Origin of the sequence: Acidovorax sp. KKS102 (genome assembly GCF_000302535.1) — a bacterium.
Classification (GTDB): Bacteria; Pseudomonadota; Gammaproteobacteria; order Burkholderiales; family Burkholderiaceae_C; genus Acidovorax.
The window spans coordinates 3,236,007-3,260,998 of the sequence record NC_018708.1 but is presented as its reverse complement, the minus strand read 5'-3'; the positions used below and the strand labels follow the sequence as shown (position 1 = coordinate 3,260,998).

The following is a 24,992-nucleotide window of genomic DNA, read 5'->3' as shown; positions in this document are numbered from 1 at the left end:
CCCGGTGCATGTGGATATGCGGCTTTGGCTGCAAGCCCCTGCGAACGTAGTGCAGAATTGTCGCATGCGGTTTTGGCTGGCTTTGTTGCTGATGGGGAGTGCTGTTCCAGCGTGGGCAGCACATGCGTATGCCTTGTGGGGCGCGCCGCGCTATCCGGCGGGCTTTGCGCATTTCGACTATGTGAATCCCGAGGCCCCCAAGGGCGGTGAGTTGCGGCTGGTCAGCAACTTGCGCACGTCCACCTTTGACAAATACAACCCGTTCACCATCAAGGGCAACGCACCGGCCTACCTGTCGTCGCTGATGTTCGACTCGCTGCTGGTGGGCTCCATGGACGAGACCGCAACCGGCTATGGCCTGTTGGCCGAAGATGTGGAGGTCGCCCCCGATGGACTGACGGCCACCTTCCGGCTGCGGCCTGAGGCGCGCTTTCACAACGGTAAACCGGTGCTGGCCCAGGACGTGAAGCACAGCTACGAAACGCTGGTGGGCCCCTTCACCTCACCCTCTTACAAGACCTTGCTGATCGAAGTGGCGGGCGTGGATGTGATCAACGACCGCACCGTGCGCTACCGCTTCAAGCAACCCAACCGCGAGCTTCCCATCACCGTGGGCGGCTTGCCGGTGTTCAGCCGCGACTGGGGCGTGGAAAACGGCAAGGCCAAGCCCTTTGACCAGGTGGTGATGGACATCCCCATCGGCAGCGGCCCCTACAAGATCGGGCCCGTGCGCTTCGGCAAGGACATCACCTATGTGCGCGACCCCCAGTACTGGGCACGCGACCTCAACGTGCGCAAGGGCACGGCCAACTTCGACCGCATCCTGGTCAAGATCTACAAGGACAACACCGCGCGGCTGGAGGCGCTGAAAGCGGGCGAGTTCGACCTGATGCGGTTCTTCAGCGCGGGCGACTGGGCCCGCCGCGTCACGGGCAAAAAGTTCGACACCGGCGAGCTGGTCAAGGGCGAGTTCAAGCACAAGCTGCCGTCGGGCTTTCAGAGCTACGTGCTCAACACCCGCCGCCCGCTGCTGCAGGACGCGCGGGTGCGGGAGGCCCTGGGCCTGGCGATGGACTACGAGTGGATGAACCGCCAGATGTTCTACGGCGCCTACCAGCGTGTGAACGGCCTGTTTGGTAACACCGCCTGCGAAACCAGGGGCAGCCCGTCGCCCGAAGAGCTTGCGCTGATGGACCCCTATCGCAAAGACATTCCTGCGGCCGCCTTCGGTCCCATGACCGTGCCCCCGCGCACCGACGGCGATTCGTCACTGCGGGCCAACCTGCGGCGCGCGCAGGCACTGCTCAAAGAGGCGGGCTGGGAGGTGCGCTATGGCGCCCTGCGCAACGCGAAGGGCGAGGCCATGGTGCTGGAGTACATGGACAGCAACGAAGGCGGCGTGCGCACCATCACCCCCTGGATCCGCAATCTCGAAAAGATCGGCGTCACGCTGCGCTTCCGCTCGGTGGACTTTGCGCTGTACCAGCAGCGCCTCCAGAAGTTCGACTTTGACATCACCACGATTGCCTTCCAGGGCACCAACAACCCCGGCCAGGAGTTTGCCGACATGTTTGGCAGCCAGGCCGCCGACACGGAAGACTCCGGCAACTTCGCGGGTGTCAAGAACCCGGCGGTGGACGCCATGATCAAGGCCATGACCTCTGCCAAAACCGAGGCGCAACTGCTGCCTGCCTGCCATGCGCTGGAGCGCATCATTGCGCACAGCCATTACCTGATTCCGCAGTGGACGGCCGGCACCCATCGCATGGCGTACAACGCCTGGCGCCTGGCCAAGCCCGCCACGGTGCCACCGTACTCCAGCGGTGAAAGCTGGGTCATCGACACCTGGTGGGCACGCATTCCACCGCAGACCGCGCCCGACAAGAAATAACCACCCGCCAGCCCACCCATGTTTGCCTACATCCTCAAACGCGTGTTGCTGATGCTGCCCACCCTGCTGGGCGTGTTGCTGCTGACCTTTGTGGTGATCCAGTTCGTGCCGGGCGGCCCCGTGGAGCAGTACATGGCCGAGGCCAAGGCCGGCGTGGGCGGCGGAGGTGCCGAAGGCGGTGGCCTGAGCTACCGGGGCGCTCAGGGCGTGGACCCCAAGCGGCTGGAGCAGATCAAGGCCCTGTACGGCTTTGACAAGCCGGCGCATGAACGCTTCATCCAGATGCTGGGCCAGTTCGCGCGTTTTGATCTGGGCAAGAGCTTTTTCCAGAACAAGGACGTGTGGCAACTGGTGGCAGAGAAGCTGCCGGTTTCCATCAGCCTGGGCCTCTGGACCTTCTTCATCAGCTACCTAGTCGCCGTGCCGCTGGGCGTGGCCAAGGCGGTGCGGGCCGGGTCGCGGTTTGACCTGGTGACCACGCTGCTCATCTTGCTGGGCTACGCCATCCCCGGCTTTGTGCTGGGCGTGGCGCTCTTGGTGATCTTTGGCGGGCAGCTGCAGTGGTTTCCGCTGCGGGGGCTCACGTCGGCCAACTGGGACGAACTGGGCTGGGGCGCGCGCATCGTGGACTATCTGTGGCACATCACGCTGCCCGTGATCGCCATGGTGCTGGGCAGCTTTGCCGTGACGGCCATGCTGACCAAGAACGCGTTCCTCGAAGAGATCCGCAAGCAGTATGTGCTCACGGCCCGCGCCAAGGGCCTGAGCGAGCGCCAGGTGCTGTGGAAGCATGTGTTCCGCAATGCGCTCATCCCCATCATCACCGGGTTTCCCGCTGCCTTCATCGGCGCGTTCTTTGCAGGTTCGCTGCTCATCGAAACCCTGTTCTCGCTCGACGGCCTGGGCCTGCTCAGCTACGAGAGCGTGATCCGGCGCGACTACCCGGTGGTGCTGGGCACGCTGTATTTGTTCACGCTGATCGGGCTGGTCACCAAGCTCATCAGCGACCTTTGTTATGTGTGGGTGGACCCGCGCGTGAAGTTTGACTAGCCCGAACGCACCGATGGCCCCGATGAGTCCTGCTGCTACCCCCATTTCACTCTCCCCGTCCCGCCGTGCCTGGCTGCGCTTCAAGCGCAACCGCCTGGGGTACTGGAGCCTGCTGATCTTCTGCGCCCTGGTGCTGGTGAGCCTGTGCGCCGAGCTGGTCAGCAATGACAAGCCGCTCATCGTGCGCTACGAGGGGCAGACCTACTTCCCTCTGTTCAAGGACTACCCCGAGAAGACTTTCGGCGGCGACTTCGAAACCCCCACCGACTACCTGGACCCTTTCATCCAGCAGCGGCTGAGCACCGGCAGCAACTGGGCGCTTTACACCCTCAACCGCTACGGCCCCAACACGCTCAACTACTTTGCCAAGGCTCCCAACCCCTCGGCCCCCACGGGCGACAACTGGCTGGGTACGGACGATCGGGGGCGCGATCTGCTGGCACAGCTGCTGTACGGCTTTCGGGTGAGCGTGCTGTTTGGCCTGGCGCTCACCACCACGGGTGTGTTGCTGGGCGTGATCACAGGGGCCATCCAGGGCTTCTTTGGCGGCAAGACCGACCTGGCGTTCCAGCGCTTTATCGAGATCTGGGGCTCCATGCCCGAGCTGTACCTGCTCATCATCTTCAGCGCGGTGTTTGCGCCCAGCATTGCGCTGCTGCTCATCTTGCTGAGCCTGTTTGGCTGGATGGGCCTGTCGGACTATGTGCGCGCCGAGTTCCTGCGCAACCGCCAGCTCGACTACGTGAAGGCAGCCCGCGCCCTAGGCGTGAGCAACAGCCAGATCATCTGGCGCCACATCCTGCCCAACAGCCTCACGCCGGTGGTCACCTTCTTGCCATTCCGCATGAGCGGCGCGATTCTGGCGCTGACCTCGCTCGATTTTCTGGGCCTGGGGGTACCGCCGGGCACGCCCTCGCTGGGGGAACTACTGAGCCAGGGCAAGAACAGCATTGATGCGTGGTGGATCTCGCTGTCCACCTTCGGCGTGCTGGTGGTCACTCTGTTGCTGCTGACCTTCATGGGCGATGCGCTGCGCGATGCGCTGGACCCCAGAAAGGCGGATCTGTGACCATGACGGCATCGGCCATGAAACCCGCGCTGCTCGAAGTCTACGACCTGCATGTGCGTTTTGGCGCCAAAGAGGTGGTGCGCGGCGTCAACTTCTCGTTGGCCGCGGGCGAAAAGCTGGCGCTGGTGGGCGAGTCAGGCTCGGGCAAAACCATCACCGCGTTGAGCCTGCTCCGGCTGGCGGGCAATGCCGCCATCACCGGCCAGGCCCTGCTGCAGGGGCGGGGCGACCTGCTGGCGATGACAGAGCGCGAGATGCGCGGCGTGCGCGGGGGCGACATCGCCATGGTGTTCCAGGAGCCCATGACCGCGCTCAACCCGCTGATGACAATTGGCCAGCAGATCGCCGAGATCCTGCTGCTCAAGAAAGGCCTCACCGGTGCCCAGTGCGCGCAGGCCGCCATCGATCTGCTGGCGCAAACCGGCATCCCAGAGTCCGCGCGTCGCGCCAACAGCTTTCCGCACCAGCTCAGCGGCGGCCAACGCCAGCGCGCCATGATCGCCATGGCCCTCGCCAGTTCGCCCAAGCTGCTACTGGCCGACGAGCCCACCACCGCGCTCGACGTGACCTTGCGCGGCCAGATCCTGGACCTGCTGAGCGACCTGCAGCGCCAGACCGGCATGGCGGTGCTGCTGATCACGCACGACCTGAACCTGGTGCGCCGCTTTGCCGACCGCGTGGCGGTGATGGAGCAAGGCGTGCTGGTAGAGCAGGGGCCGGTGGCCGAAGTCTTCGGCGCACCCCAGCATGCCTATACCCGCCGTCTGATCGCCAGCCAGCCACGCCGCGATGTGATCGAGGCCGACCCGCCCGCAGGCACCGCGCCCGTGGTGCGGACGCAAGACCTGCGCGTGGTCTACCCCACGCCGCTGCCGGGCATCAAGGGCTGGTTCAAAAAAGGCGAGTTTGTGGCGGTGCAGGGCGCCACCTTGCAATTGCTGCCCGGTCAGACGCTGGGCGTGGTGGGCGAATCCGGCTCGGGCAAGTCCACGCTGGCCCAGGCCATCCTGGGGCTGTTGCCCTCGACGGGACAACTGCAGGTGGGTGGGCAGGCGTGGCAGCAGCCCGCCATGCGCAACACGCCCACCAACCAGCAGTTGCGCCGCCGGGTGCAGGTGGTGTTTCAGGACCCGTTCTCGTCCCTGTCCCCCCGCCTCACGGTCGAAGAAATTGTGGGCGAGGGCCTAAAGGTGCACGAGCCCTCACTCAGCGTGGCCGAACGCCGTGCGCGCGTGGAGGCGGTGTTGGCCGAGGTGGGCCTGGCCGAAGCGCAATACCCGCGCCTGCTGGAGCGCTACCCGCATGAATTTTCCGGCGGCCAGCGCCAGCGCCTGGCTGTGGCGCGCGCCCTCATCGTGCAGCCGCAGGTGCTGGTGCTCGACGAGCCCACCAGCGCGCTCGATGTGACTATCCAGCAGCAGGTGCTGGGCCTGCTGCAGCGCCTGCAAAAAGAAAAGGGCCTGAGCTACCTGCTCATCACCCACGACGTGGACGTGATCCGCGCCATGGCGCACGATGTACTGGTGATGAAGGACGGCGCGGTGCTCGAAAGCGGCAGCGTGACAGAAGTGCTGGATGCACCCCAGCATCCCTACACCCAACGTTTGGTGGCAGCCGCCACAGTGCCTGGCGGATAGTTTTTGGGCTCTATGGGCTACAGGCGCTAGTGGAATATGCGCTGGCTGCTATCAAATTTGAATGTTTTGCGTCCGCGTCCCGTGGCGCAGTTTGGTGGGTGAACCATGCATGGGGCCATGCCCCTTATGCTGCGTACGGTGATCAGGTTCTGACCGCTGGGCGCCGCGCATGTTGCTCCACGCCGGGCTGTGCCCAGACGAGCTTGCGCACATCCACGCCCAGGGCCTGCGCCCGCTCCATCAGGTGCTCGCGCACATGCCAGGGCAGGGTGGGTGTGCGGGACAGCACCCACACATACTCGGTGCTGGAGCCCACCACCAGGGCCCACTGGTAGTTCTCATCCAGCGCCACCACGTTGTAGCCGCCGTAAAACGGCCCGAAGAAAGACACCTTGAGCGCTGCGCGGTCGGGGCTGTCCACAAACTCTGCGCGGCCCTCCGCTTCCTTCCACTGCTTGCGCACCGGGTCGTAGCCTCGGTTCACCACCTTGATGGTGTTGTCTGCGTTGCGGCTGTAGGTGGCGGTGGCCTGCGTCAGGCCGCGTTCAAACGAATTTTCGATGCGGGCCACCTCGTGCCATTGCCCTGTGTAGCGGCCCACGTCAAAGCCCGAGACGGGCTGCACGCCTTCGGGTGTGCGCGGCGTGGAGCAGGCCGACAACATCATCACCCCCATCAACGTGGCTGCACCCACGATCCAGGGCCAGGGGGAGCGGCGGGGCGTGGTGTGGATGGCTGGCATGGTGGTTTCTCCTGAGGGCTGTTGTTGTGGGGAGGGGCGCTGGCTGCAGCGCCTGCCTGGCAACCGACTGTAGGTACGGCGCCTGATGCCCGGTGTAGGAAGGCGCTGGCGCGTGGTGTCGGCGGCGCGGTGAACCTCGCGCGGCAGGCACGTCCCTCTGTACCCTTTGAATGGTCACTCGTGCTGCCTGAACCGTGCGGGGTTAGAGTGCAGCAAGGCAATCGCGGGGTGCCTCAGCTCCCTGGCGCATTTGTCCGTCCAGCCGTCAAGGAATCTCGTGAACCATTCCAGCTCTTCATCCCCTTCTGCATCGGCCTCGGTGCAGGCGCTGCGACAAGACCTGCTTGCCGATGACCCGGCAACCCGCAGCTACCTGCAGGCACGGCGCCATGCAGCGCCCCGCGCATGGAGCAGCGGCTTGCATCTGGGGGCGCAACAGGTGCTCTGGGCGGCGGGTGCCGATGCGCCCGAACCTTCCGTGAAGCTGAGCCTTTCCTTGGGCGGCGCGCGCACAGCACGCCAGTTCTTCCGCCATGCCGTGCCCACCCCCCTGGAGCTGGAAAACGCCATTGCGGTCGTGGAGGATGAGGTCTACGTGGCCCATCGGCAGCTACAAGGCTTGTTGCCCGAGGGGCAGGGGTGGGCCCCATGGTCTGCAGATACAGCCCTGCATGAGCTGGCCACCTTGGCAGGCGTGCCGCCGGGGGCTCAACGCGTGCTGACGCTGGAGGCCATGGAGCGCCTGTTCAATCGGCTCGCCGCTGTGGCCGAGGGTCGCCCTGCGGCGCACGAGGGCCTGCCGGAAGACCCCGTCTTTGCCGGCACGCTGCTGGTGCTGCGCGAGCTGATGCACCACCTGCCGTTCGCCACCATGACATTGGTGGAGACGCCGTAGTCGCCATTCTGAAATTCGCCTGAGGGGTGAGGCACCTGGCATGGGCTTGCACGGTGCCAGGGCATACAGCGAAGGTATCGGCGGGCCCTTGCAACCCAGGCAGGCGCCGTGACGCGTCAACGTGATGATCGGCAAAGGCAGCTGGGCCTGTCGTCGGTCATGTGCGCGGCAGTGCGGCGAACCAGTCCCGCAGAAAGTCAGCCAGCGCCCGCGTCTTGGCCGACAGGTCGCTGCGCGTGGGGTAGACCAGCGTCACATCGGCGGCGGGCAGCGACCAAGCCGGCAGCACGCGCACCAGGCGGCCCGCAGCCAGGTGGGCCGCCACGTCCCATTCGGAGCGCATCAGCACCCCGTGGCCTTCCAGCGCCCAGGTGGTGGCGGCCGCGCCGTCGTTGGTGCTGAGCATGCCGCGCACCTTCACGGTCTCCTGCCGCTCGCCCTGGTGCAGGTGCCAGGTGCCATAGGTCTCGTCGCTCTCGCGGATCACGATGCACTGGTGGGCCAGCAGGTCGGACGGCTGCTCGGGCTCCCCGGCCTGGGCCAGGTAGGCGGGCGATGCGCACAGCACGCGCCGGTTGGCCAGCAGCCGCCTGGCCGTGAGGCGCGAGTCCGGCAGGTCGCCAAAGCGCACGGCCGCGTCAAAGCCTTGCTCCACCAGGTTCACGGGGCGGTCCGTCAGGTGCAGCTGGACCTCCACCTCGGGGTAGGCGCGGGCAAAGGCCGACAGCGCGGGCGCGATGTGCACGCGGCCGAAGCCCAGCGTGGAGGCCAGCTTGATCAGCCCTCGGGGCGAGCTGCGTGCGCCAGCCACCGTGCGTTCCAGCGCCTCCAGGTCGCCGAGGATGCGGGCACCGTCCAGCAGATAGGTCTCTCCCTCGGGCGTGAGGCGGATGCGCCGGGTCGTGCGGTGCAGCAGGCGCACGCCCAGGCGGTGCTCCAGCTGCGCCAGGCGCCGGCTGACCGCGGGCGGGGTGATGCCCATCTGCTGCGCGGCTGCGGCCAGGCTGCCCTCCTTCATGAGCAGGGCGAAAAAGCGCAGATCCGAAAAACCGTCCATGAAGATGCCTGATTCGTGCTTTGAATTTATGAATGAAGTAATTTTGACGGTATTTATGGCTTTGAACATCACTCCTAAGATCACATCCACAACAAATATCTGCAGGAGACAAACCCATGACCGCTGCTTTCACCACCACCCACCCGTCCCGTCCGCACCGCGCGTTCCGTCGCCTGGCGGCCGCCGCCGCGGCACTGGCCGCTCTGGCCCTGCTGTCGCCGGCTGCAGCCCTGGCGCAAGCGGCCGGTTATCCCAACAAGGCCATCAAGCTCGTGGTTCCATACGCGCCGGGCGGCAGCGCCGACATCGCGGCGCGCCTGGTGACGGACGAATGGGGCAAGGCCCTGGGTGGTTCGCTGTTCATCGAGAACAAGGGCGGCGCGGGCGGCAACATCGGCGTGGACATGGTCGCCAAGGCACAGCCCGACGGCTACACCATCGGCCTGCAGACGGTGTCGCTGGCCATCAACCCGGCCCTCACCACCAAGATGCCATATGACACCTTGAAGGACCTGGCGCCCATCGACATGGTGGCCAGCTCGCAGCACGTGCTGGTGGTCAACAACGCGGTGCCGGCCAAGGACCTCAAGGAGCTGCTCGCACTGCTCAAGGCCAAGCCAGGGCAATACTCTTACGGCTCGGCGGGCCCGGGCAGCACCTTCCACATGTCGGCCGAGCTGTTCAAGGCTGTGGCGGGAACGCCCATCGTGCACATCCCCTACCGTGGCGGCGGCCCGGCCATGATCGACACCATATCGGGCCAGGTGGCCATGAGCTTCCCGGTGCTGTCGGCCGCACAGCCGCACGTGCAGGCCGGCAAGCTGCGCGCCCTGGGTGTTACTGGCACGAAGCGCTCGGCGCTGATGCCCGATGTGCCCACCATTGCCGAGGCAGGCCTGCCGGGCTACGCCTTCGAAACCTGGTTCATCGTGTTCGCGCCGGCTGGCACGCCCCGGCCCATCATCGACAAGCTCAACGCCACGCTGAACCAGGCCCTCAATACTGCGGCGCTCAAGGAGCGCATGGCCAAGGACGGGTTCGACCCCATCCCCTCCACCCCCGAGCAGGCCCGTACACGGCTGGAGCAGGAAATGCCCCAGTGGGCCAAACTGATCAAAGAGCGCGGCATCACTGCAGAGTGAGCGGGCTCGCCTTCCACATCGCCTCACGGCCATGACCACCTCGCCCATGACCACTTCACTTTTTCCCGGCTTCACTCCTCACCGCGTGCCCACGCCCGACGGCCAGCACATCCACACGCTGGTCGGCGGCACGGGCACTGCCCTGTTGCTGCTGCATGGGCACCCGCAGACCTCGGCCATCTGGCACAAGGTGGCGCCCGTGCTGGCGCAGCACTTCACGCTGGTGCTGGCGGATCTGCGGGGCTACGGCGACTCGGCCAAGCCCGACGGCGATGCCGAACACCTGCGCTACAGCAAGCGCACCATGGCCGCCGACATGCTGGCCGTGATGGCGCACCTGGGCCATGCGCGCTTTGCCGTGCTGGCCCATGATCGGGGCGCCCGCGTTGCGCACCGCCTGGCGGCCGACCAACCCGAGGCGGTCTCGCGCATGGTGCTGCTGGACATCGCGCCCACCCTGGCCATGTACGAGCAGACCAGCAACGCCTTCGCCCGTGCCTACTGGCACTGGTTCTTCCTGATTCAGCCCGCTCCACTGCCCGAGCGCCTGATCGAGGCCGACCCCGCTGCTTATGTGCGCGACGTGATGGGCCGGCGCAGTGCAGGCCTGGCCCCGTTCGACCCGCGTGCCCTGGCCGAGTACGTGCGCTGCCTGGCCCTGCCGGGCACGGCCCACGGCATCTGCGAGGACTACCGCGCCGCCGCTGGTATTGACCTGGTGCACGACCGCGCCGACCGCGATGCGGGTCGCCAACTCGCCATGCCTCTGCTGGCCTTGTGGGGTGAGCAGGGTGTGGTGCATCAGTGCTTTGAGCCGCTCAAGGAGTGGCAGCGCGTGGCGACTGACGTGCGCGGCCATGCGCTGCCCTGCGGCCACTACATCGCCGAAGAAGCGCCCGACGCGCTGCTGGAATCTGCCCTGCCTTTCCTGCTGGCGGGCCAATAGCCCATTCCCCTCACACCCATCACGATGACCATGACCACACACGCAACGCTCTACCAGAAGCTGGTGGCATCGCACACCGTGGCCGTTCTGGACGAACAGAACGTGCTGCTCTTTTGCGACCTGCACCTGATGAACGAATACACCAGCCCCCAGGCCTTCGCTGGCCTGCACGAGGCCGGGCGCGGCGTGCCCGTGCCGGGGCAGAACGTGGCGGTGGTGAGCCACATCATTCCCACGCACCCGGTGCGCCACCGGGTCATTCAAGACCCCCCTTCAGCGCTGCAGGCCAGCAACCTCAAGGCCAATTGCGACCGCCATGGCATCCCGCTGTTCGACACCAACGACCCGCTGCAGGGCATCGAGCACGTGGTCGCGCCCGAGCACGGCATGGTGCGCCCCGGCATGGTCATCATCTGTGGCGACAGCCACACCACCACCTACGGCGCGCTGGGCGCGCTGGGCTTCGGCATCGGAACGTCCGAGGTGGAGCATGTGCTGGCCACGCAGACCCTGGTCTACCGCCGTGCCCTGGACATGCGCATCCGCGTGGACGGCACGCTGCCCACCGGCACTACGGCCAAGGACCTGATCCTTCTCATCATCAGCCGCATCGGCGCACAGGGAGCGCGCGGCTATGTGGTCGAGTTCTGCGGCAGCGCCATCAGCGCGCTGTCGGTAGAGGCGCGCTTCACCCTGTGCAACATGGTGGTGGAAGCGGGTGCGCGCGGCGCACTGATCGCGCCCGACGCCACCGCCACCGACTACGTGCTGAGCAAGGCTCCGGACATCACCGGCGGCGTGCGCGCGCAGGCCCTGGCCCACTGGGCCACGCTGCACAGTGACGAAGATGCCGTGTTCGACGTGGAGCATGTGTTCGACGCGGCCGAGGTGGCCCCCTTCGTCACCTGGGGCACCAGCCCCGACCAGGCCATGGCCATCCACGCCACTGTGCCCCGGCCCGAGGACATCACCGACGCCGTGCAGCGCAGCAGCGCCGAGCAGGCCCTGCGCTACACGGCCCTGTCCGCCGGGCAGCCGCTGGCGGGCGTGCCTGTGCAGCACGTGTTCATCGGCTCGTGCACCAACGCCCGCATCGAGGACCTGCGCGAGGTGGACCGCGTCGTTGGCAGCCGCCGCGTGGCCCCGGGCGTGCGCGCGATGGTCGTGCCCGGCTCGGGCGCGGTGAAGGCCCAGGCCGAGGCCGAGGGCATTGCCGCGCGCCTGGTGGCGGCCGGCTTCGAGTGGCGCCAGCCCGGCTGTTCCATGTGCCTGGCCATGAACGACGACGTGCTGGCCCCTGGCCAGCGCTGCGCATCCACCACCAACCGCAATTTCGAAGGCCGCCAGGGCAGGGGGGCGATCACGCACCTGATGAGCCCGGCCATGGCCGCCGCCGCGGCCGTCACGGGTTGCATCACCAACGTCCGCAGCCTGGAGACCACCGCATGACCACCGACAAAAACACTGCCGACCACCGCGTGATTCGCGGCCAAGCCGCCGTGCTGGCCACGCCCAACCTCGACACCGACCAGATCATGCCCAAGCAGTTCCTGCGGGGCATCGACAAGGCGGGCCTGGCACCGGGCCTGCTGTACGACCTGCGCTTTGATGGCGCGGGGCAGCCGCGCGCAGACTTTGTGCTAAACCGGCCCGCCTTCGCTGGCGTGGACGTGCTCATTGCGGGCTCCAACTACGGCTGCGGCTCCAGCCGCGAGCACGCCGTATGGGGCATGCAGCAGTACGGCTTCAAGGCCGTGGTGGCGTCGAGTTTTGGCGAAATTTTTTACTCCAACGCCCTCAACAACCGGCTGCTGCTGGCCATGGTGGACGAGGCCGACGTGCAGGCCTTCATGGCAGAAGCCGCTGCGCTGCCGGGCCCGCTGGCACTGTCGATTGACGTGCAGCAGCGCGTGGTGTGCAGCGCAGGCCACAGCGCACCCTTCGTGCTGTCGGACCGGCACCAGCGCATGTTCCTGCAGGGGCTGGATGTGATTGGTGCATCGCTGTCGTATGCCGATCAGATAGAGGCGTTTGCAGAAAAGCACTGGGCCGCCCAGCCCTGGGTGAAGGACGTGGCACTGCGCACGCGGGCGCGGCTCAGCGCTGCCAGCCAAGGGGCCTGAGCCGCTTTTGTTCCGCAGGCTGATCTTGCCCCCTGGACCACCTGCGTGGCTTTGCGGGGGGGGGGGCGGGCCACCCTCCCAGGTGATCCCCTTAGAGCCTGTTCAAGATCTTTTCAGGGATCGCATTGGAGTGCAATCGGGATGAGTGGATGCTTCGGATGCGCCGCATGGGCTCGTGCCCATGCAAGCAGCCGAGGCGTCCAATCGCCCGATTTCACTCCAACCCTTAGGGCAAGTGCCTTGCCGGGCGGTCTGCGGCGTTGCGGCGCTTGTTGATAGCCGAGCTATCAACTGCACCCCGCGCCTTGTATCCCATCCCGGCAAGGCGCTTGTGCGACCCCGAAAAGATCTTGAACAGGTTCTAAAAGATCATGAATGGGTTCTCAAGGCCGCTGCGCCATCACCAGCGCATACAGCGCCTGCGCCGCCACCGACAAGCTCTCGTCCCGCCGCCGCACCAGGTAGATCTGCCGTGTCAGCCCCGGCAGCGACAGCGGCCGCGTCACCAGCCCCGGCTGCTCAAAGTGAAACAGCGTGAGCGCCGGCACCACGCTGATGCCCAGCCCGGCGCGCACCATGCCCATCACGGTGGCCAGCTGCTCCACCTCCATCAGCGTGTGCATGGCCTGCGGGTGCAGGGCGGCCTCCAGGTACTGGCGCACGCTGCTGGTGCGCGCCAGGTGGATGAAGGGCCAGGCGGCCAGGTCCTGCGCGGTGATGGCCTTGCGCCTGCGCGCCAACGGGTGGTCGGTCGGGCACACCAGGTAAAAGTCGTCGCTGCAAAACGGCTCGGCCTGCAGCGCGGGCGTGTCGGCGCGGATCGCGGCCAGTGCAAAGTCGGCATGGCCGCTGGCCACGCGGTCGATGCAGGGCTCGGACAGCACATCGGCAATATCGATCTCGATGCCCGGGTGCGCCGTGCGGTACTGCGCCAGCACGCCCGGCAGCCAGCCCGCCGCCAGTGATGGCAGCAGCGCCACGGCCACACGCCCGCGCTGCAGTGTGGCGGCACTGCGCACGGCGGCCAGGGCGCTGGTGATTTCGGCACGGATGCGGCGGGCCGACTCCAGAAAGTTCTGCCCCTCGGGCGTCAGGTCCACATGCCGCGTGCTGCGGTCAAACAGGCGCAGGCCCAGGTCGTCCTCCAGCGCGCGGATGAGGGCGCTGAACGCAGGCTGCGACAGGTGGCACAAGGTGGCGGCGCGCGTGAAGCTGCGCTGTTCGGCCAGCGCGAGGAAGGCGTCGAGCTGGCGGCTGGAGAGGTGAGGGGCGCTCATTCGGGGTGAATGTGATTCATCTGCATTTCCGATGGATTCATCGTAACAATCGATTTCACAGAATACAGCCATATTCCTACAGTCACGCTCAGGAGACAACGGATTCATGCCGAACGACCATAAAACCAAGCTGCTGGTGGGCTGCGCCGCCGGCTTCTCGGGCGACCGCACCGACGCGGCCCTGCCCGTGGTGCAGGCGCTCATCGCCAGCGGCCAGCCCGCGGTGCTCATCTTCGAGACGCTGGCCGAGCGCACGCTGGCGCTGGCCCAGCTCGTGCGCCGCACTGACCCCGATGCCGGTTATGAACCCCTGCTGGTGGACCTGCTGCGCCCCGTGCTGGCGCAGTGCCTGGCGCACGGCGTGCGCATCGTCAGCAACTTTGGCGCGGCCAACCCGCACGGTGCCGCGCGCCGCATCCACGCCCTGGCGGCCGAGCTGGGTCTGGCCCGCCCGCGCATTGCAGTGCTGCAGGGCGACGACCTGAGCGGCCCCGAATACCGCGCGCTGCTGCAGGGTGCGCTGGGCAGCGCCATGCCCACCGAGCCCATCGTCAGCGCCAACGCCTACATCGGCGCACAGGCCATTGCCGATGCGCTGCGCGCGGGCGCCGACATCGTGGTCTGCGGCCGCGTGGCCGACCCCTCCCTGGTGCTGGGCCCCGCGCTGGCCCACTACGGCTGGGCGCTGGACGACTGGGACCGGCTGGCCCGCGCCACCCTGGCCGGGCATTTGCTCGAATGCGGCGCGCAGGTGTCGGGCGGCTACTTTGCCGACCCCGGCTACAAGGATGTGGCGGGCCTGGCGCACCTGGGCTACCCCATTGCCGAAATCGACGCCGACGGCCACTGCACCATCACCAAGCCCCCGGGCACAGGCGGCTGCATCACCGAACGCACGGTGAAGGAACAGCTGCTGTACGAGCTGCACGACCCGGCGGCGTACCTCACGCCCGATGTGGTGGCCGACATCACCACCGCCCGCGTGACCACGGTGGGCGCTGACGCGGTGCGGCTGGAGGGCGTGCAGGGCCATGCGCGGCCCGCCACGCTCAAGGTCAACGTGTGTTTTGAATCGGGCTGGTTTGCCGAGGGCGAAATCTCCTACGCCGGCCCGCGCGCTGAGGCCCGCGCCCGCCTGGCGGGCGAGGTGCTGCGCGAGCGCCTGCAGGGCCTGGGCCCGCTGCGCATCGACCTGATCGGCGTGACCAGCATCTTTGGCGACGACACCAGCCGCTGGCAGGACGACCCCGCAGCGGGCGATGCCCACAATGACAACCGCGATGTGCGCCTGCGCGTGGCCCTGCAGCACCGCGACCACGCCAGCGCCCAGCGCCTGGTGCGCGAGGTGACCGCGCTCTACACCTGCGGCCCCGCGGGCGGTGGTGGCGTGCGCACCGCCATGCGCCCACGCCTGGGCACGGTGTCGTGCCTGGTGCCGCGCGAGGCCGTGGCCGTGCGTTTTGAGATGGTGGATTGAGGAGTACACACACCATGACAACCACCATCACCGTTCCGCTTTATCGAGTTGCTCATAGCCGCACCGGCGACAAAGGCAACCGCTCCAACATCAGCGTCATCGCCTGGCACCCCGCGCTGTGGGATGTGCTGGTCGAACAAGTCACCGAGGCCGCCGTGGCACAGCAGTTTGCTCAGCGCCGCCCGCGCCAGGTCACACGCTACCTGCTGCCCCAGCTGCAGGCCATGAACCTCGTGCTGGACGACGTGCTCGACGGCGGCGTGAACGACTCGCTCAACCTCGACAGCCATGGCAAGGCACTGAGCTACCTGCTGCTCGATATGCCTGTCACCGTGCCCGCACACCTCGCAACGCACTTTGGCGGCCCTTCTGTGTAGCACCGTTTTTCTTTTCTATCCATACCAACACCAGGAGACAACATGACCCCTTCATCCCCCCGCCGCGCTCTGCTCGCCACTGCCGCCGCACTGGCGCTGGGCGCATTGCACGCCCCAGCAGCCTTGGCCCAGGCGGCCGGTGCCTACCCGGCCAAGGCCATCACCTTTGTCGTGCCCTTTGCCGCAGGCAGCGCCACCGACCAGCTGGCGCGCGCGCTGGGCCAGTCCATCACCAACGATACCAAGCAGCCCGTGGTCATCGACAACAAGGCGGGTGCCAGCGGCATGATCGCGGCGTCGGCCGTGGCCAAGTCGGCGGCCGATGGCTACAGCGTGCTCATCACCACCAACACCACCCACGCCGCCAACGAGCACCTGTACAAAAAGCTCTCGTACGACCCGGTGAAGGACTTTGCGCCGGTGACCGGCCTGGGCAAGGGCGGCCAGGTGCTGGTGGTCAACGCCAGCGCACCGTACAAGAACGTGGGCGAGCTGCTGGCCTTTGCCAAGAAGAACCCTGGCAAGCTCAGCTTTGGCAGCGGCAGCTCATCGAGCCGCATGGCGGGCGAAATGCTCAAGCAGCTGGCGAGCGTGGACATCCTTCATGTGCCCTATAAGAGCAACCCGCTGGCCATCACCGACCTGCTGGGCGGGCAGATCGATTTGATGATCACCGACACCTCCACCGGCGTGCCGCAAGTCAAGGCGGGCAAGCTGCGTGCGCTGGGCTACTCCACGCAAAAGCGCAGCGCGCAATTGCCCGATGTGCCCACGCTGGATGAAGCGGGCGTGAAGGGCTACGACATGGGCTACTGGTTTGCGGCCTACGTGCCCGCCAACACACCCGCGCCCGTGGTGGCGCGCCTCAACGAGCTGCTGACGGCTGCTACCAAGAGCGCCGCTGCCAAGAGCTTCTACGACAACGCAGGCTCCGAAGCCTGGACCACCACGCCCGATGAACTCGCCAAGTTCCAGGCCGCCGAAACCCAGAAGTGGGGCAAGGTGATCAAGGCCGCTGGTATCGAGGCGGAGTGAGTTGCGGGTCCTGCATCAGTAGGGGCCACGCCCTGTTGAACCGGGCCGTGTTCTTCCTTTTGCCAGGGGTGGGGGAGATTTCTACCCAAAGTGGCCGGATGCGCTAGAGGAACATGCCTGAGTAGCTATCAAAAGCGTAGTGGCTGTGTGTGGCCTGGCCAGCCACCCTCACCACGGCGCCCCCGCAAACCGCTCCACCAAAAAGTCCAGCAACGCCCGCACCGCAGGCGACAAGTGCCTGCGCGATGGGTACAGCGCATAGATCGTCATCACCGGCAAGTCCCACTGTGGCAGCACGGCCTGCAGTTCGCCGCTGTGCAGATACGGGTTGACCAGATACGTCGGCTGCATCGCAATGCCGCCGCCCGCAAGCGCCGCGCGCATCAGCGTGGTGGCCTCGTTGGCGCTGAAATGGCCGCTCACGCCCACGCGCTCCACCACCTCGCCGCGCGTCAGCTGCCACACGCTTTTGCCAAAGTTCGCATAGCTCAGGCAGCGGTGCTGCGCCAGGTCGGCAGGCAACTTGGGCACGCCGTGCGCGGCCAGGTAGGCGGGCGATGCCACCAGCGCCGAATCGCACCGCGCCAGCGGCCGGCCGATGAGCAGCGGGTCGGGCTCGGCGCTGATGCGGATCGCCAGGTCGATGCGCTTTTCGACCAAGTTCAATGATCCCTCGCTTGCGTCCAGGTCGATCTTGAGCTGCGGGTGCTGCGCCAGAAAATCCGCAATCGCTGCGCCCATCTGCGCAAACGCAAACGACACGCTGCAGGTCAGCCGCAGCTGCCCGCGCAACGCGCCCTCGGTGGTGGTAGCGGTTTCTTCCTCCAGGTCTTGCGACAGCGCCAGCATCTGCTGGCAGCGGCGCAGCGCGTGCTCGCCCGCATCGGTCAGCGTCACGCTGCGGGTGGTGCGCTGCAGCAGGCGGGCCTGCAGCCACTGCTCCATCTCGCCCACGTAGCGCGTGACCATGGCCCGCGACATCTCCAGTTTGTCGGCCGTGGCACTGAAGCTGCCGCTGGTGGCAACTTCGGCAAAAACATGCATGGCGGTCAGGCGGTCCATAAGGGGTTATTTGATCGATTGGTGAAACAAATATGCGCGGATTATCGGGTTTATTAGATCGATTGGTGCAAATAAACTTCATTACGTCCTCTGCACAAACGCTTAAAACCCCTGGAGAAACCACCATGTTCCGCACCACCCTCATCGCCGCCACCCTTGCCGTTGCCTTCACCGGCGCCCAGGCCGCCCAGCCGCTGCAGGTCAAGGTCTACAACGCCGACGGCAACAGCTTCAACGTCAACTCCACGCTGGTCTATGGCGAGAAAGAAGCCATGGTCATCGACGCAGGCTTTACCCGTGCCGATGCGCTGCGCATTGCCGCCAACGTGCTCGACACCGGCAAGGAGCTGAAGACCATCTACGTGAGCCAGGCCGACCCCGACTATTACTTTGGCGTCGAGACGCTGAAAGAAATCTTCCCCCAAGCCGACGTGGTGACCACGCCCGCCGTGCTGGAGAAGATCAACGCTAAGCTCGCCGGCAAGCTCGCCTTCTGGGGCCCCAAGATGGGTGCCAACGCACCGCGCACGCCCGTGCTGCCCAAGGCGATTGCTGGCAACACGTTGAGCGTGGACGGCCAGACGGTCGAGATCCGTGGCACCACCGGCCTGCTGGCGCACCGCCCGTATGCGTGGATTCCGTCCATCAAGGCCGTGGTGGGCACCATCGGCGTGTTTGGCACCAACTCCCATGTGTGGACGGCCGACACCCAAACCGTGGCCGAGCGCAGCGCCTGGGTGGCCCAGCTCGACGAGATGGCAGCCCTGCAGCCCACCGTGGTGGTGCCCGGCCACATGCCCGCCGGCGGCGCGCTGGATGCCGCCAACATCAGCTACACCAAGGTCTACCTGCAAGCGTTTGAGAAGAACGCCGCCGCCACCAAGACCAGCGCCGAACTCATCGAGGCGATGAAAAAGGCCTACCCCGCAGCGCCCATGGGCCTGTCGCTGGACATCGGCGCCAAGGTCAACAAGGGCGAGATGAAGTGGTGAGATGACGTGTTGAAAGCTGTCAAAGCAAGTTGTTGAAAGGAACCAGATCGTGACCACGCACCCGCTCCAACAAGTCCTGCAGCACCTGCACGCCGGGCGCTGGAATGCGGCGCACGATCTGGTGCAGCACGACGGCTCCATGCTCGGCGCCTGGCTGCACGGCATCCTGCACCTGCAAGAGGGCGACCTGGAAGACGCCGAAAACTGGTACGACCGCGCCGCCCGCCATTTCCGCAGCCGGGGCACGCTGGCCGAAGAAATTGCAGCGTTTGAAGCTGCGCTGGCCGCACACCTTACCCAGCTTGCCCAGGCTGCACCCGCAGCGGTACCGGCCGCCGCCACACCGCCTGATCCTGAAGATTCTGAAGAGAGACCCTGATCCATGTCCTCCACGCCCACCGTCACCGTGACGTACCTGTTCGACCCTCTGTGCGGCTGGTGCTACGCCGCCGCACCCGTGCTGGCCCGCTTGCAGGCCACGCCCGGCGTGCAGGTGGTGCTGGCGCCCACCGGCCTGTTTGCAGGCCCCGGCGCCCGGCCCATGGACGCGCAATTTGCCGGCTACGCCTGGGCCAACGACCAGCGCATCGCGCAGCTCACCGGCCAGCCATTCAGCCAGGCGTACCGCGAGCAGGTGCTGGCCCAACCCGCCGGGCGTTTTGACTCAGGCCACGCCACGCTGGCCCTCACCGCCGTGGCGCAGACCGAGCCCGTGCGCGAGCTGGAGGTATTGCAGGCCTTTCAGCGTGCACGCTACGTGGACGGGCGCGACACCACAGCGCCCACCGTGCTGGCCGATGTACTGGGCACCCTGGGCCTGCACGCCGCTGCAACCCTGGTGCGCGACCCCACCGACGCCCTGCGCGCCGCCATGCTGCAGCGCGTGGCCGCCGCCCGGGCCGACATGCAAGCCCTGGGCGCACAAGGCGTGCCACAACTCGCAGTGGGCGACGCCGCCACCGGCCGCCGCGTGCTGGGTGGTCAGGCCTTGTACGGCAACTTTGATGCGCTGTTGCAGCAGGTGACTCGGGCCTGAGCGGCGCGGTGGGGACGGTGCCGCATCGAGGACGCCTTTCCCGTTCAGCACAGCGCTCCTGCCAACGCGCGCCCTCCGCATCGCAGGGCGTTGCGCATACACCACCATGGTGTCTGCCCGCACCCCTCCAATGCGTGCATGAAGCGCCTCGCGCAGGCGCTGGTGAGTCAGGCCCCTTGCCTTGGTCCCCACGCCTTTCGGTTGCCAAACACCAGCGCTTGGTACTCCCCCATACCCTCCAGCACCCCTTCGGTTGACGCCAGCGTGGCGTTGTGCCGCGTCATCGTCAGATCGCCCGCGGCATACACGCCGGGCACGATAGTCATCGTATTGGCATCGGTGCGGATGCCTGGGGCCGTGGGGACCTTGCACCGTACGGATGTCGGTGCCAGATCGCAGCAGGTGCATCGCAATTGCGTCGCGTTGGGCATTTGGCAAGGCCGGCTTGTTGATGCCTGCGGCAGAGACTGCGCGCTTGAAGGCAAGCTGGAACATCTGGTGCGGTATGGGGTGTCGCCGCACAAGACCGCCGACCGGGGTAGTGGTGTGGGCCGCTTTAGGGAATTACCTAGAGCCACGGCCAGGCGGTGACAAACAGTGCAGCCGAGAGCAGGAGAACGGTGCGAAAAACATGCTGGGCGGGAAAAATAGCCGGCATGCGCAAGTACAGGCGCAGCGGCAGCGCCGACAATATTTGCCACCATGCGCCTGATCCGTCTTTTTCTTTGCACCACCGTGCTGCTGCTCGGTCTGGTCTCCTTGATGCTGGTGCGCACGATGTGGACGGACTGGCAGGGCGTGCGCCGCGCTGAATCCGGTCTGGAGGCGATGGAGTTGGCCTACTCGGCCATGCAGGTCGCCGAACACGCATCGGCTGAGCGCGGCCCAGCCATCCCGGTACTTAACTACCCGCCCTCGGACGCGTTGCGCCAGCGCCTGACGCAGTTCCAACAGGCAACCGATGCTGCCTTCGATGTAGCGCTGACGCGGCTGCGCCGACGCGAGGAGGCTGAGCTGCAGACCGCTCTGCCTGTGCTGGAGCGGGCGCGCGCGCAGATGCAGGCGGCACGGCAGGAGCTCGAACGCGTGGCGGCACTACCGCATGCCGAGCGCGCGGCCGTCGACAAGCGCAGCACCCGGCAGGTCATCGACCAGATGTTTGGGGTCGTCGATACGGTGCTGGAGACGGTCACCCTGCTGTCGGCCAGCGCCGAGCGTATCCACCCCAGTCTGTCGCTGCCGCTGGTCGGCGCGCGCTACGCGACCGAGCTGCGCGAGCATGCCGGCCGCCTAGGCTCGCAATTCACCGCGCCGCTGGCTAGCGGCTCGCCGCTCGGCCCGCAAGAGCGTGACGGCATTCCCCGCCTGCTCGGCCGCATTGAGCAGCTCAAGGCCCTGCTGGACGTGAAGGCGCGCACCAGCCTGTCCGACCCGCGCATCGATGCCGCGCTGCAGACCCAGCAGGAACGCTATTTCGGTCAGGGCCTGCCCTTCATCGCCGAGATTACCGCCCGCGGCCTGGCCGGTCAGCCCTAGGGCATGGATTCGGCTCAGTTTGTCTCCCGTTATGTCCCGGCGATGCGCAGCATCGTCGAGCTGCGCGACACGCTGCACGAGGTCGGCCGTGAACAGGCACTTGCGGAGGTGGCAGCAGCCTGGCAGCGGCTGCGCGTTAACGCGCTGATCGGCTGCTGTATCTTGGCGCTGGAGGTCGGCGTGTTCATCACGCTGCGTCGCCGTGTGCTGTCGCCGTTGCTGCTCAGCACCCGGCACATGGTGGAGCTGATGCGAGGCCAGCTGAACCAGCAGCTGCCCGTCATCCAGCGCAGCGACGAGATCGGCGAGCTGCAGGCCGCAGTACATGCATTGCAGGCCAGCCTGCAACGGACCCAGGAGCTGGAGGCCGAGCGCCAGACCCTGATCACCGAGCTGCGCCAGCTCAGCCACCGCGACCATCTGACCGGGCTCATGAACCGCCGCGCCTTTGACGATCTGGCGCCGGCCCAGCTGGCCCAGTCCGAACGCCACCGTTGGCCGCTGGCGCTGCTGCTGTTCGATTTAGACCATTTCAAGCGCATCAACGATCAGCATGGCCACGAGACCGGCGATCAGGTGCTGCAACATGTGGCACAAATCGCGCAGGCGCAGCTGCGCAGTGGCGATCTGCTGGCCCGCTATGGCGGCGAGGAGTTCATCGCGCTGTTGCCCGATTGCGATGACCAGGCGGCGCTGTCCCTGGCCGAGCGCATGCGTCAGGCCCTGCAGCAGCAGCCGCTGCACCTGCCCGATGGCAGCATATTGAACCTGAGCGCCAGCTTCGGTCTGGCGGTGCGGTCGGCCGGCCTCCAGGCCTCGCTGCCCGATCTCTTCGCACGCGCCGACGCCGCACTCTACGCGGCCAAGGCCAAAGGCCGCAACCAGGTGCAGTTGGCGGCCTGATCCGGCTGCTTGTTGCTGCACGAGTCAGTACAGCGTGGTTGGCTCCGGGCGATGGTGCTCGCAGTGGCGTGCAACGCCATGCGGTGCTGGCTGGGGCAGCCGGCCGATGGCTTGCACTATGGGCTCGGGAGGTGGTGAGCCGGAGCGGTCTCAAGCCGTGCGCTGCTCATCCATTGCCCAGAGACCGGCCACTGATGTGTGCCCTCCGACGCAGGACCACCTTCGGCTGTGTCACTTTTGCTGGACTAGGTGGGCCTGCAGGAGTCTTCTGGCGGGCGGCGTGCCGAAGCCCCGGGCGTGGTGATTGGCGCCGACCTGGGCGCCACCAGCATGCGAGTAGCCAGGATGCGGCCCGACAGGATGGTGCTGGCGCGACACCGCGAGCCCATCGATGTGCGCCAGGGGCCAGGCGTGACTTGGCGCGGGTACGGGGCTTATGCGCGAATTGGTGGGCCGCGCTGCGGGCCACATCTGCGTGGATCAGCACAGCCCGTGCGTCCACTGGGGCAACCAGGGCTGCCGGAGGAAGGCAGTCAAGGGTAGCCGTCAGCCAGCTGAAACCGCTGGTCAAAATTCATCTTGCCCAGCAGGCTTAGCGCCGCGTTGCGGGTGGCTTTGTCCACCTTGCTGATGTCCAGGCTGTAGCGCTTGGCGGTGGATACCACGTCCACACATTTGTGGCCCCATTGCACCGCCACCAGCAGGGCGGGGCGCTGGCCGGCCTCGGCGCCGACGGATACGCCGCGTTGCTCGGGCCGCAGCATGAATTCGAGGTGGGGGGTACGCACCAGGGTGAGGCGGTCGGCACCTTGCGGGCCCAGGGCGAACGAGACCACCCAGTCGTCTTCGTCTTCCACCATCACAAACGGTACATGCTGGGGTGCGGCCATGGTGCTGGGCGTTGGGGTTAGGGGGCGGGGCGGGTGGGCCGCCGTGGTGCATTGCCCGGGGTGCGAGCGGGCGCCAGTATGCCGCTGCAAGCGCCATGCCTGCTGCGGGAGAACCCGAGGTTGGGCCTTTCCAACGTGGTGGGTGAGGTGTCAGCGTGGTGCAAGGCTGGCGCGGTGTGGGCTGGCGGGGGTAACGCGGTCAAGTGGCGCCAGGGCCGCGCGCCGTGTGCGGATGCCAGGGTTTTGATGGAAATGGGCCTAAGCGCTACATCCGTATGCCTTTCATGCTATCGTTTTTGATAGTTATTTTGTCTTTGCTGCGCTCTACGGAACGGCTGTCGCCAAATCCGTGGCCAGTTGGCCCACGGTGGCCAGCGCGGCCTCCAGCCGCCCCTGCGCCGGATGCCCGTAGTTGATGCGCACGCAGTGCGCAAACCGCTGGTCGGCCGAGAAGATCTGCCCCGGCGCCAGGCTGATGCCCTGCTGCAGTGCCAGGCGGTGCAGCTCCAGCGCATTCACCTGGGGTGGCAGTTCCACCCACAAAAAGTACCCCCCCTCAGGCTGCGACACGCGGGTGCTGGGCGGGAAGTGCTGCGCCACGGCCGCCAGGGCAATCGCCTGTTGTTGTTCCAGGCTGCGGCGCAGGGCGCGCAGGTGCCGGTCGTAGCCGCCCTGGGCCAGGTATTCGGACAACGCCTGCTGCGACGGCGTGGCGGCCGAGAGCGTGGTCATCAGCTTGAGCCGCTGCACCGCTGTGGCTTGGCGGCCCGCTGCCACCCAGCCCACGCGGTAGCCGGGCGCCAGGCTTTTGCTGAACGAGCTGCAGTGCATCACCAGCCCCTCGGTATCAAACGCCTTGGCAGGCGGCGGCCGCTGGGGGCCAAAGTGCAGCTCGCCATACACATCGTCTTCGATCAGCGGTATGCCGTGGCGGGCGAGCAGGGCGACCAGTTCGCGTTTTTTGCCCTCGGGCATCAGGCTGCCCAGGGGGTTCTGAAAGCTGGGCATGAGCCAGCAGGCCTTGATGGGCTGGTGGGGCTTGTGCGAGGACTGGCGCTCCAGCGCCTCGGCCAGCGCGGTCAGGTCAATGCCATCGCGCGGGTGGGTGGCGATTTCCAGCGCCTGCAGGTTCAGCCGCTCCAGTGCCTGCAGCGCGGCGTAGAAGGTGGGCGATTCGACCACCACCACGTCGCCGGGCTGGGTGACGGCCTCCAGGCAGAGGTTGAGGGCCTCCATGGCGCCGTTGGTGATGATGATTTCTTCCACGTCCACCGCCATGCCGTGTACGCCGTAGCGCAGCGCGATCTGCTGGCGCAGGCGTTCGTCGCCGGGTGGCAGGCTTTGCACGATGTTCCACGGGTCGAGCTTGCGCATGCCGCTGGCAAGGCACCGCGCCAGGCGCTCCAGCGGAAACAGCTCCAGCCCCGGAAAGGCCGAGCCTAAGGGCACCAGGTCGCGGTCGCGCGCCAGACCCAGCACCTCGAACACCAGGTCGCTGATAGCCACCTCGGTGGAGGTGACTGCGGGCTGGGAGGGCTGGGGCTCGGCCGGGCGGGCCTCGGCGGCGCCGGGCAGCCGGGTGCTGACGTAGTAGCCCGAGCGCGGGCGGGCGTGGATCAGGCCCTGGGCCTCCAGCAGGTAGTACGCCTCGAACACGGTGGACGGGCTGATGCCCCGTGTGCGGCTGGCCTCGCGCACCGAGGGCACGCGGTCGCCGGGGCGCAGCGCGCCGCTGTGGATGAGCTGGGCGATGGCGTCAGCGTGGCGTTCGTAGCGCTTCATGGGCGGGGCGAGGTTGATACAGGGCAAACTGATCTGTATTTTTAACTCGAAACTGAATCTGTACTGTTTTTAT

General features: G+C 66.7%; 24 protein-coding genes and 1 pseudogene. 17 read left to right on the top strand and 8 right to left on the bottom strand.

Features of this window, described 5'->3' with window-relative positions:
• Window positions 1-64: 64 nt before the first annotated feature.
• From C380_RS14875 to C380_RS14860, 4 genes are read left to right on the top strand one after another with little or no spacing between them, the layout of a single operon-like run.
• Window positions 65-1,891 carry an extracellular solute-binding protein gene (locus C380_RS14875; RefSeq protein WP_015014679.1) on the top strand — a complete coding sequence of 609 codons (1,827 nt, stop codon included), beginning with the start codon at window positions 65-67 and terminating at the stop codon, window positions 1,889-1,891.
• A gap of 18 nt (window positions 1,892-1,909) precedes the next feature.
• Window positions 1,910-2,941 carry a microcin C ABC transporter permease YejB gene (locus tag C380_RS14870; protein ID WP_015014678.1) on the top strand — a complete coding sequence of 344 codons (1,032 nt, stop codon included), beginning with the start codon at window positions 1,910-1,912 and terminating at the stop codon, window positions 2,939-2,941.
• A 13-nt stretch (window positions 2,942-2,954) separates the two neighbouring features.
• On the top strand, window positions 2,955-4,010 hold the full coding sequence (locus tag C380_RS14865) for an ABC transporter permease (protein ID WP_015014677.1): 1,056 nt from the start codon (window positions 2,955-2,957) through the stop codon (window positions 4,008-4,010).
• 2 nt (window positions 4,011-4,012) lie between these two features.
• Complete coding sequence (locus tag C380_RS14860; RefSeq protein ID WP_015014676.1) at window positions 4,013-5,647, top strand: ABC transporter ATP-binding protein; 1,635 nt, start codon at window positions 4,013-4,015, stop codon at window positions 5,645-5,647.
• 142 nt (window positions 5,648-5,789) lie between these two features.
• On the opposite strand, the gene C380_RS14855 is transcribed toward C380_RS14860, so the two are convergent.
• Complete coding sequence (locus C380_RS14855; RefSeq protein WP_015014675.1) at window positions 5,790-6,389, bottom strand: lipocalin family protein; 600 nt, start codon at window positions 6,387-6,389, stop codon at window positions 5,790-5,792.
• 277 nt (window positions 6,390-6,666) lie between these two features.
• Here C380_RS14855 and C380_RS14850 point away from each other — a divergent pair, with 277 nt between their 5' ends.
• Window positions 6,667-7,284 carry a hypothetical protein gene (locus tag C380_RS14850; RefSeq protein ID WP_148279975.1) on the top strand — a complete coding sequence of 206 codons (618 nt, stop codon included), beginning with the start codon at window positions 6,667-6,669 and terminating at the stop codon, window positions 7,282-7,284.
• 157 nt (window positions 7,285-7,441) lie between these two features.
• Here C380_RS14850 and C380_RS14845 read toward each other — a convergent pair whose 3' ends face one another.
• Window positions 7,442-8,341 carry a LysR family transcriptional regulator gene (locus C380_RS14845; protein ID WP_015014673.1) on the bottom strand — a complete coding sequence of 300 codons (900 nt, stop codon included), beginning with the start codon at window positions 8,339-8,341 and terminating at the stop codon, window positions 7,442-7,444.
• Between the two features lie 116 nt (window positions 8,342-8,457).
• Here C380_RS14845 and C380_RS14840 point away from each other — a divergent pair, with 116 nt between their 5' ends.
• Genes C380_RS14840 through leuD form a run of 4 tightly spaced genes read left to right on the top strand, consistent with a single transcriptional unit; the run spans window position 8,458 to window position 12,552 of the window.
• Window positions 8,458-9,483, top strand: coding sequence for a tripartite tricarboxylate transporter substrate binding protein (locus tag C380_RS14840; RefSeq protein ID WP_015014672.1), 1,026 nt, complete (start codon window positions 8,458-8,460; stop codon window positions 9,481-9,483).
• 46 nt (window positions 9,484-9,529) lie between these two features.
• The gene (locus C380_RS14835; RefSeq protein ID WP_015014671.1) at window positions 9,530-10,429 is read left to right on the top strand and encodes an alpha/beta fold hydrolase; all 900 of its coding nucleotides are present in this window, start codon (window positions 9,530-9,532) and stop codon (window positions 10,427-10,429) included.
• 30 nt (window positions 10,430-10,459) lie between these two features.
• Window positions 10,460-11,878: a 3-isopropylmalate dehydratase large subunit gene (gene leuC / locus C380_RS14830; protein WP_043566630.1), complete on the top strand. Its 1,419-nt coding sequence runs from the start codon at window positions 10,460-10,462 to the stop codon at window positions 11,876-11,878.
• Window positions 11,875-12,552, top strand: coding sequence for a 3-isopropylmalate dehydratase small subunit (gene leuD, locus C380_RS14825; protein WP_015014669.1), 678 nt, complete (start codon window positions 11,875-11,877; stop codon window positions 12,550-12,552). The genes leuC and leuD overlap by 4 nt, the downstream gene beginning before the upstream one ends.
• Window positions 12,553-12,935: 383 nt before the next feature.
• Here leuD and C380_RS14820 read toward each other — a convergent pair whose 3' ends face one another.
• The gene (locus C380_RS14820) at window positions 12,936-13,829 is read right to left on the bottom strand and encodes a LysR family transcriptional regulator (protein WP_015014668.1); all 894 of its coding nucleotides are present in this window, start codon (window positions 13,827-13,829) and stop codon (window positions 12,936-12,938) included.
• Between the two features lie 106 nt (window positions 13,830-13,935).
• Here C380_RS14820 and C380_RS14815 point away from each other — a divergent pair, with 106 nt between their 5' ends.
• Genes C380_RS14815 through C380_RS14805 form a run of 3 tightly spaced genes read left to right on the top strand, consistent with a single transcriptional unit; the run spans window position 13,936 to window position 16,718 of the window.
• Complete coding sequence (locus C380_RS14815) at window positions 13,936-15,306, top strand: acyclic terpene utilization AtuA family protein (protein ID WP_015014667.1); 1,371 nt, start codon at window positions 13,936-13,938, stop codon at window positions 15,304-15,306.
• Between the two features lie 14 nt (window positions 15,307-15,320).
• Window positions 15,321-15,683, top strand: coding sequence for a hypothetical protein (locus C380_RS14810; protein WP_015014666.1), 363 nt, complete (start codon window positions 15,321-15,323; stop codon window positions 15,681-15,683).
• Between the two features lie 42 nt (window positions 15,684-15,725).
• On the top strand, window positions 15,726-16,718 hold the full coding sequence (locus tag C380_RS14805) for a tripartite tricarboxylate transporter substrate binding protein (RefSeq protein WP_015014665.1): 993 nt from the start codon (window positions 15,726-15,728) through the stop codon (window positions 16,716-16,718).
• Window positions 16,719-16,886: 168 nt separating this feature from the next.
• Here C380_RS14805 and C380_RS14800 read toward each other — a convergent pair whose 3' ends face one another.
• The gene (locus C380_RS14800) at window positions 16,887-17,780 is read right to left on the bottom strand and encodes a LysR family transcriptional regulator (protein WP_015014664.1); all 894 of its coding nucleotides are present in this window, start codon (window positions 17,778-17,780) and stop codon (window positions 16,887-16,889) included.
• 125 nt (window positions 17,781-17,905) lie between these two features.
• Between C380_RS14800 and C380_RS14795 the strand changes: the two genes are divergently transcribed.
• From C380_RS14795 to C380_RS14785, 3 genes are read left to right on the top strand one after another with little or no spacing between them, the layout of a single operon-like run.
• Window positions 17,906-18,772, top strand: a complete 867-nt coding sequence (locus C380_RS14795) for an MBL fold metallo-hydrolase (RefSeq protein WP_015014663.1) — start codon at window positions 17,906-17,908, stop codon at window positions 18,770-18,772.
• Window positions 18,773-18,818: 46 nt separating this feature from the next.
• Window positions 18,819-19,151 (top strand): hypothetical protein, encoded by a 333-nt coding sequence (locus C380_RS14790; RefSeq protein ID WP_238544122.1) that lies wholly within the window; start codon window positions 18,819-18,821, stop codon window positions 19,149-19,151.
• A gap of 3 nt (window positions 19,152-19,154) precedes the next feature.
• Entirely contained in the window at window positions 19,155-19,808 is a 654-nt protein-coding gene (locus tag C380_RS14785; protein WP_015014661.1) for a DsbA family protein, read from the top strand.
• Between the two features lie 167 nt (window positions 19,809-19,975).
• Here C380_RS14785 and C380_RS24770 read toward each other — a convergent pair whose 3' ends face one another.
• Both C380_RS24770 and C380_RS25890 read right to left on the bottom strand, forming a co-directional pair.
• Window positions 19,976-20,134 carry a hypothetical protein gene (locus C380_RS24770; RefSeq protein WP_193353830.1) on the bottom strand — a complete coding sequence of 53 codons (159 nt, stop codon included), beginning with the start codon at window positions 20,132-20,134 and terminating at the stop codon, window positions 19,976-19,978.
• 100 nt (window positions 20,135-20,234) lie between these two features.
• Window positions 20,235-20,303, bottom strand: a pseudogene (locus C380_RS25890) (hypothetical protein); the annotation flags it as partial.
• A gap of 207 nt (window positions 20,304-20,510) precedes the next feature.
• Here C380_RS25890 and C380_RS25585 point away from each other — a divergent pair.
• Both C380_RS25585 and C380_RS25580 read left to right on the top strand, forming a co-directional pair.
• Window positions 20,511-21,344 carry a hypothetical protein gene (locus C380_RS25585; protein WP_238544026.1) on the top strand — a complete coding sequence of 278 codons (834 nt, stop codon included), beginning with the start codon at window positions 20,511-20,513 and terminating at the stop codon, window positions 21,342-21,344.
• 3 nt (window positions 21,345-21,347) lie between these two features.
• The gene (locus tag C380_RS25580; protein WP_238544025.1) at window positions 21,348-22,247 is read left to right on the top strand and encodes a sensor domain-containing diguanylate cyclase; all 900 of its coding nucleotides are present in this window, start codon (window positions 21,348-21,350) and stop codon (window positions 22,245-22,247) included.
• A gap of 533 nt (window positions 22,248-22,780) precedes the next feature.
• Here C380_RS25580 and C380_RS14775 read toward each other — a convergent pair.
• Window positions 22,781-23,137 carry a hypothetical protein gene (locus C380_RS14775; protein ID WP_043565484.1) on the bottom strand — a complete coding sequence of 119 codons (357 nt, stop codon included), beginning with the start codon at window positions 23,135-23,137 and terminating at the stop codon, window positions 22,781-22,783.
• A gap of 324 nt (window positions 23,138-23,461) precedes the next feature.
• A complete protein-coding gene (locus C380_RS14770; RefSeq protein WP_015014658.1) occupies window positions 23,462-24,919 on the bottom strand; it encodes a PLP-dependent aminotransferase family protein in 1,458 nt (485 codons plus the stop codon).
• Between the last annotated feature and the right edge of the window lie 73 nt (window positions 24,920-24,992).

What these genes read in the sequence shown, in the direction of transcription:
- C380_RS14865 (WP_015014677.1), top strand. Translation starts at nt 2,955, where the DNA reads ATGGCCCCGATGAGTCCTGCTGCTACCCCCATTTCACTCTCCCCGTCC.
- C380_RS24770 (WP_193353830.1), bottom strand. Translation starts at nt 20,134, where the DNA reads ATGACTATCGTGCCCGGCGTGTATGCCGCGGGCGATCTGACGATGACG.
- C380_RS14870 (WP_015014678.1), top strand. Translation starts at nt 1,910, where the DNA reads ATGTTTGCCTACATCCTCAAACGCGTGTTGCTGATGCTGCCCACCCTG.
- leuC (WP_043566630.1), top strand. Translation starts at nt 10,460, where the DNA reads ATGACCACACACGCAACGCTCTACCAGAAGCTGGTGGCATCGCACACC.
- C380_RS25580 (WP_238544025.1), top strand. Translation starts at nt 21,348, where the DNA reads ATGGATTCGGCTCAGTTTGTCTCCCGTTATGTCCCGGCGATGCGCAGC.
- C380_RS14805 (WP_015014665.1), top strand. Translation starts at nt 15,726, where the DNA reads ATGACCCCTTCATCCCCCCGCCGCGCTCTGCTCGCCACTGCCGCCGCA.
- C380_RS14845 (WP_015014673.1), bottom strand. Translation starts at nt 8,341, where the DNA reads ATGGACGGTTTTTCGGATCTGCGCTTTTTCGCCCTGCTCATGAAGGAG.
- C380_RS14860 (WP_015014676.1), top strand. Translation starts at nt 4,013, where the DNA reads ATGACGGCATCGGCCATGAAACCCGCGCTGCTCGAAGTCTACGACCTG.
- C380_RS14855 (WP_015014675.1), bottom strand. Translation starts at nt 6,389, where the DNA reads ATGCCAGCCATCCACACCACGCCCCGCCGCTCCCCCTGGCCCTGGATC.
- C380_RS14835 (WP_015014671.1), top strand. Translation starts at nt 9,530, where the DNA reads ATGACCACTTCACTTTTTCCCGGCTTCACTCCTCACCGCGTGCCCACG.
- C380_RS14840 (WP_015014672.1), top strand. Translation starts at nt 8,458, where the DNA reads ATGACCGCTGCTTTCACCACCACCCACCCGTCCCGTCCGCACCGCGCG.
- C380_RS14785 (WP_015014661.1), top strand. Translation starts at nt 19,155, where the DNA reads ATGTCCTCCACGCCCACCGTCACCGTGACGTACCTGTTCGACCCTCTG.
- C380_RS14815 (WP_015014667.1), top strand. Translation starts at nt 13,936, where the DNA reads ATGCCGAACGACCATAAAACCAAGCTGCTGGTGGGCTGCGCCGCCGGC.
- C380_RS14810 (WP_015014666.1), top strand. Translation starts at nt 15,321, where the DNA reads ATGACAACCACCATCACCGTTCCGCTTTATCGAGTTGCTCATAGCCGC.
- C380_RS14775 (WP_043565484.1), bottom strand. Translation starts at nt 23,137, where the DNA reads ATGGCCGCACCCCAGCATGTACCGTTTGTGATGGTGGAAGACGAAGAC.
- C380_RS14875 (WP_015014679.1), top strand. Translation starts at nt 65, where the DNA reads ATGCGGTTTTGGCTGGCTTTGTTGCTGATGGGGAGTGCTGTTCCAGCG.
- C380_RS14820 (WP_015014668.1), bottom strand. Translation starts at nt 13,829, where the DNA reads ATGAGCGCCCCTCACCTCTCCAGCCGCCAGCTCGACGCCTTCCTCGCG.
- C380_RS14795 (WP_015014663.1), top strand. Translation starts at nt 17,906, where the DNA reads ATGTTCCGCACCACCCTCATCGCCGCCACCCTTGCCGTTGCCTTCACC.
- C380_RS14800 (WP_015014664.1), bottom strand. Translation starts at nt 17,780, where the DNA reads ATGGACCGCCTGACCGCCATGCATGTTTTTGCCGAAGTTGCCACCAGC.
- leuD (WP_015014669.1), top strand. Translation starts at nt 11,875, where the DNA reads ATGACCACCGACAAAAACACTGCCGACCACCGCGTGATTCGCGGCCAA.
- C380_RS14770 (WP_015014658.1), bottom strand. Translation starts at nt 24,919, where the DNA reads ATGAAGCGCTACGAACGCCACGCTGACGCCATCGCCCAGCTCATCCAC.
- C380_RS25585 (WP_238544026.1), top strand. Translation starts at nt 20,511, where the DNA reads ATGCGCCTGATCCGTCTTTTTCTTTGCACCACCGTGCTGCTGCTCGGT.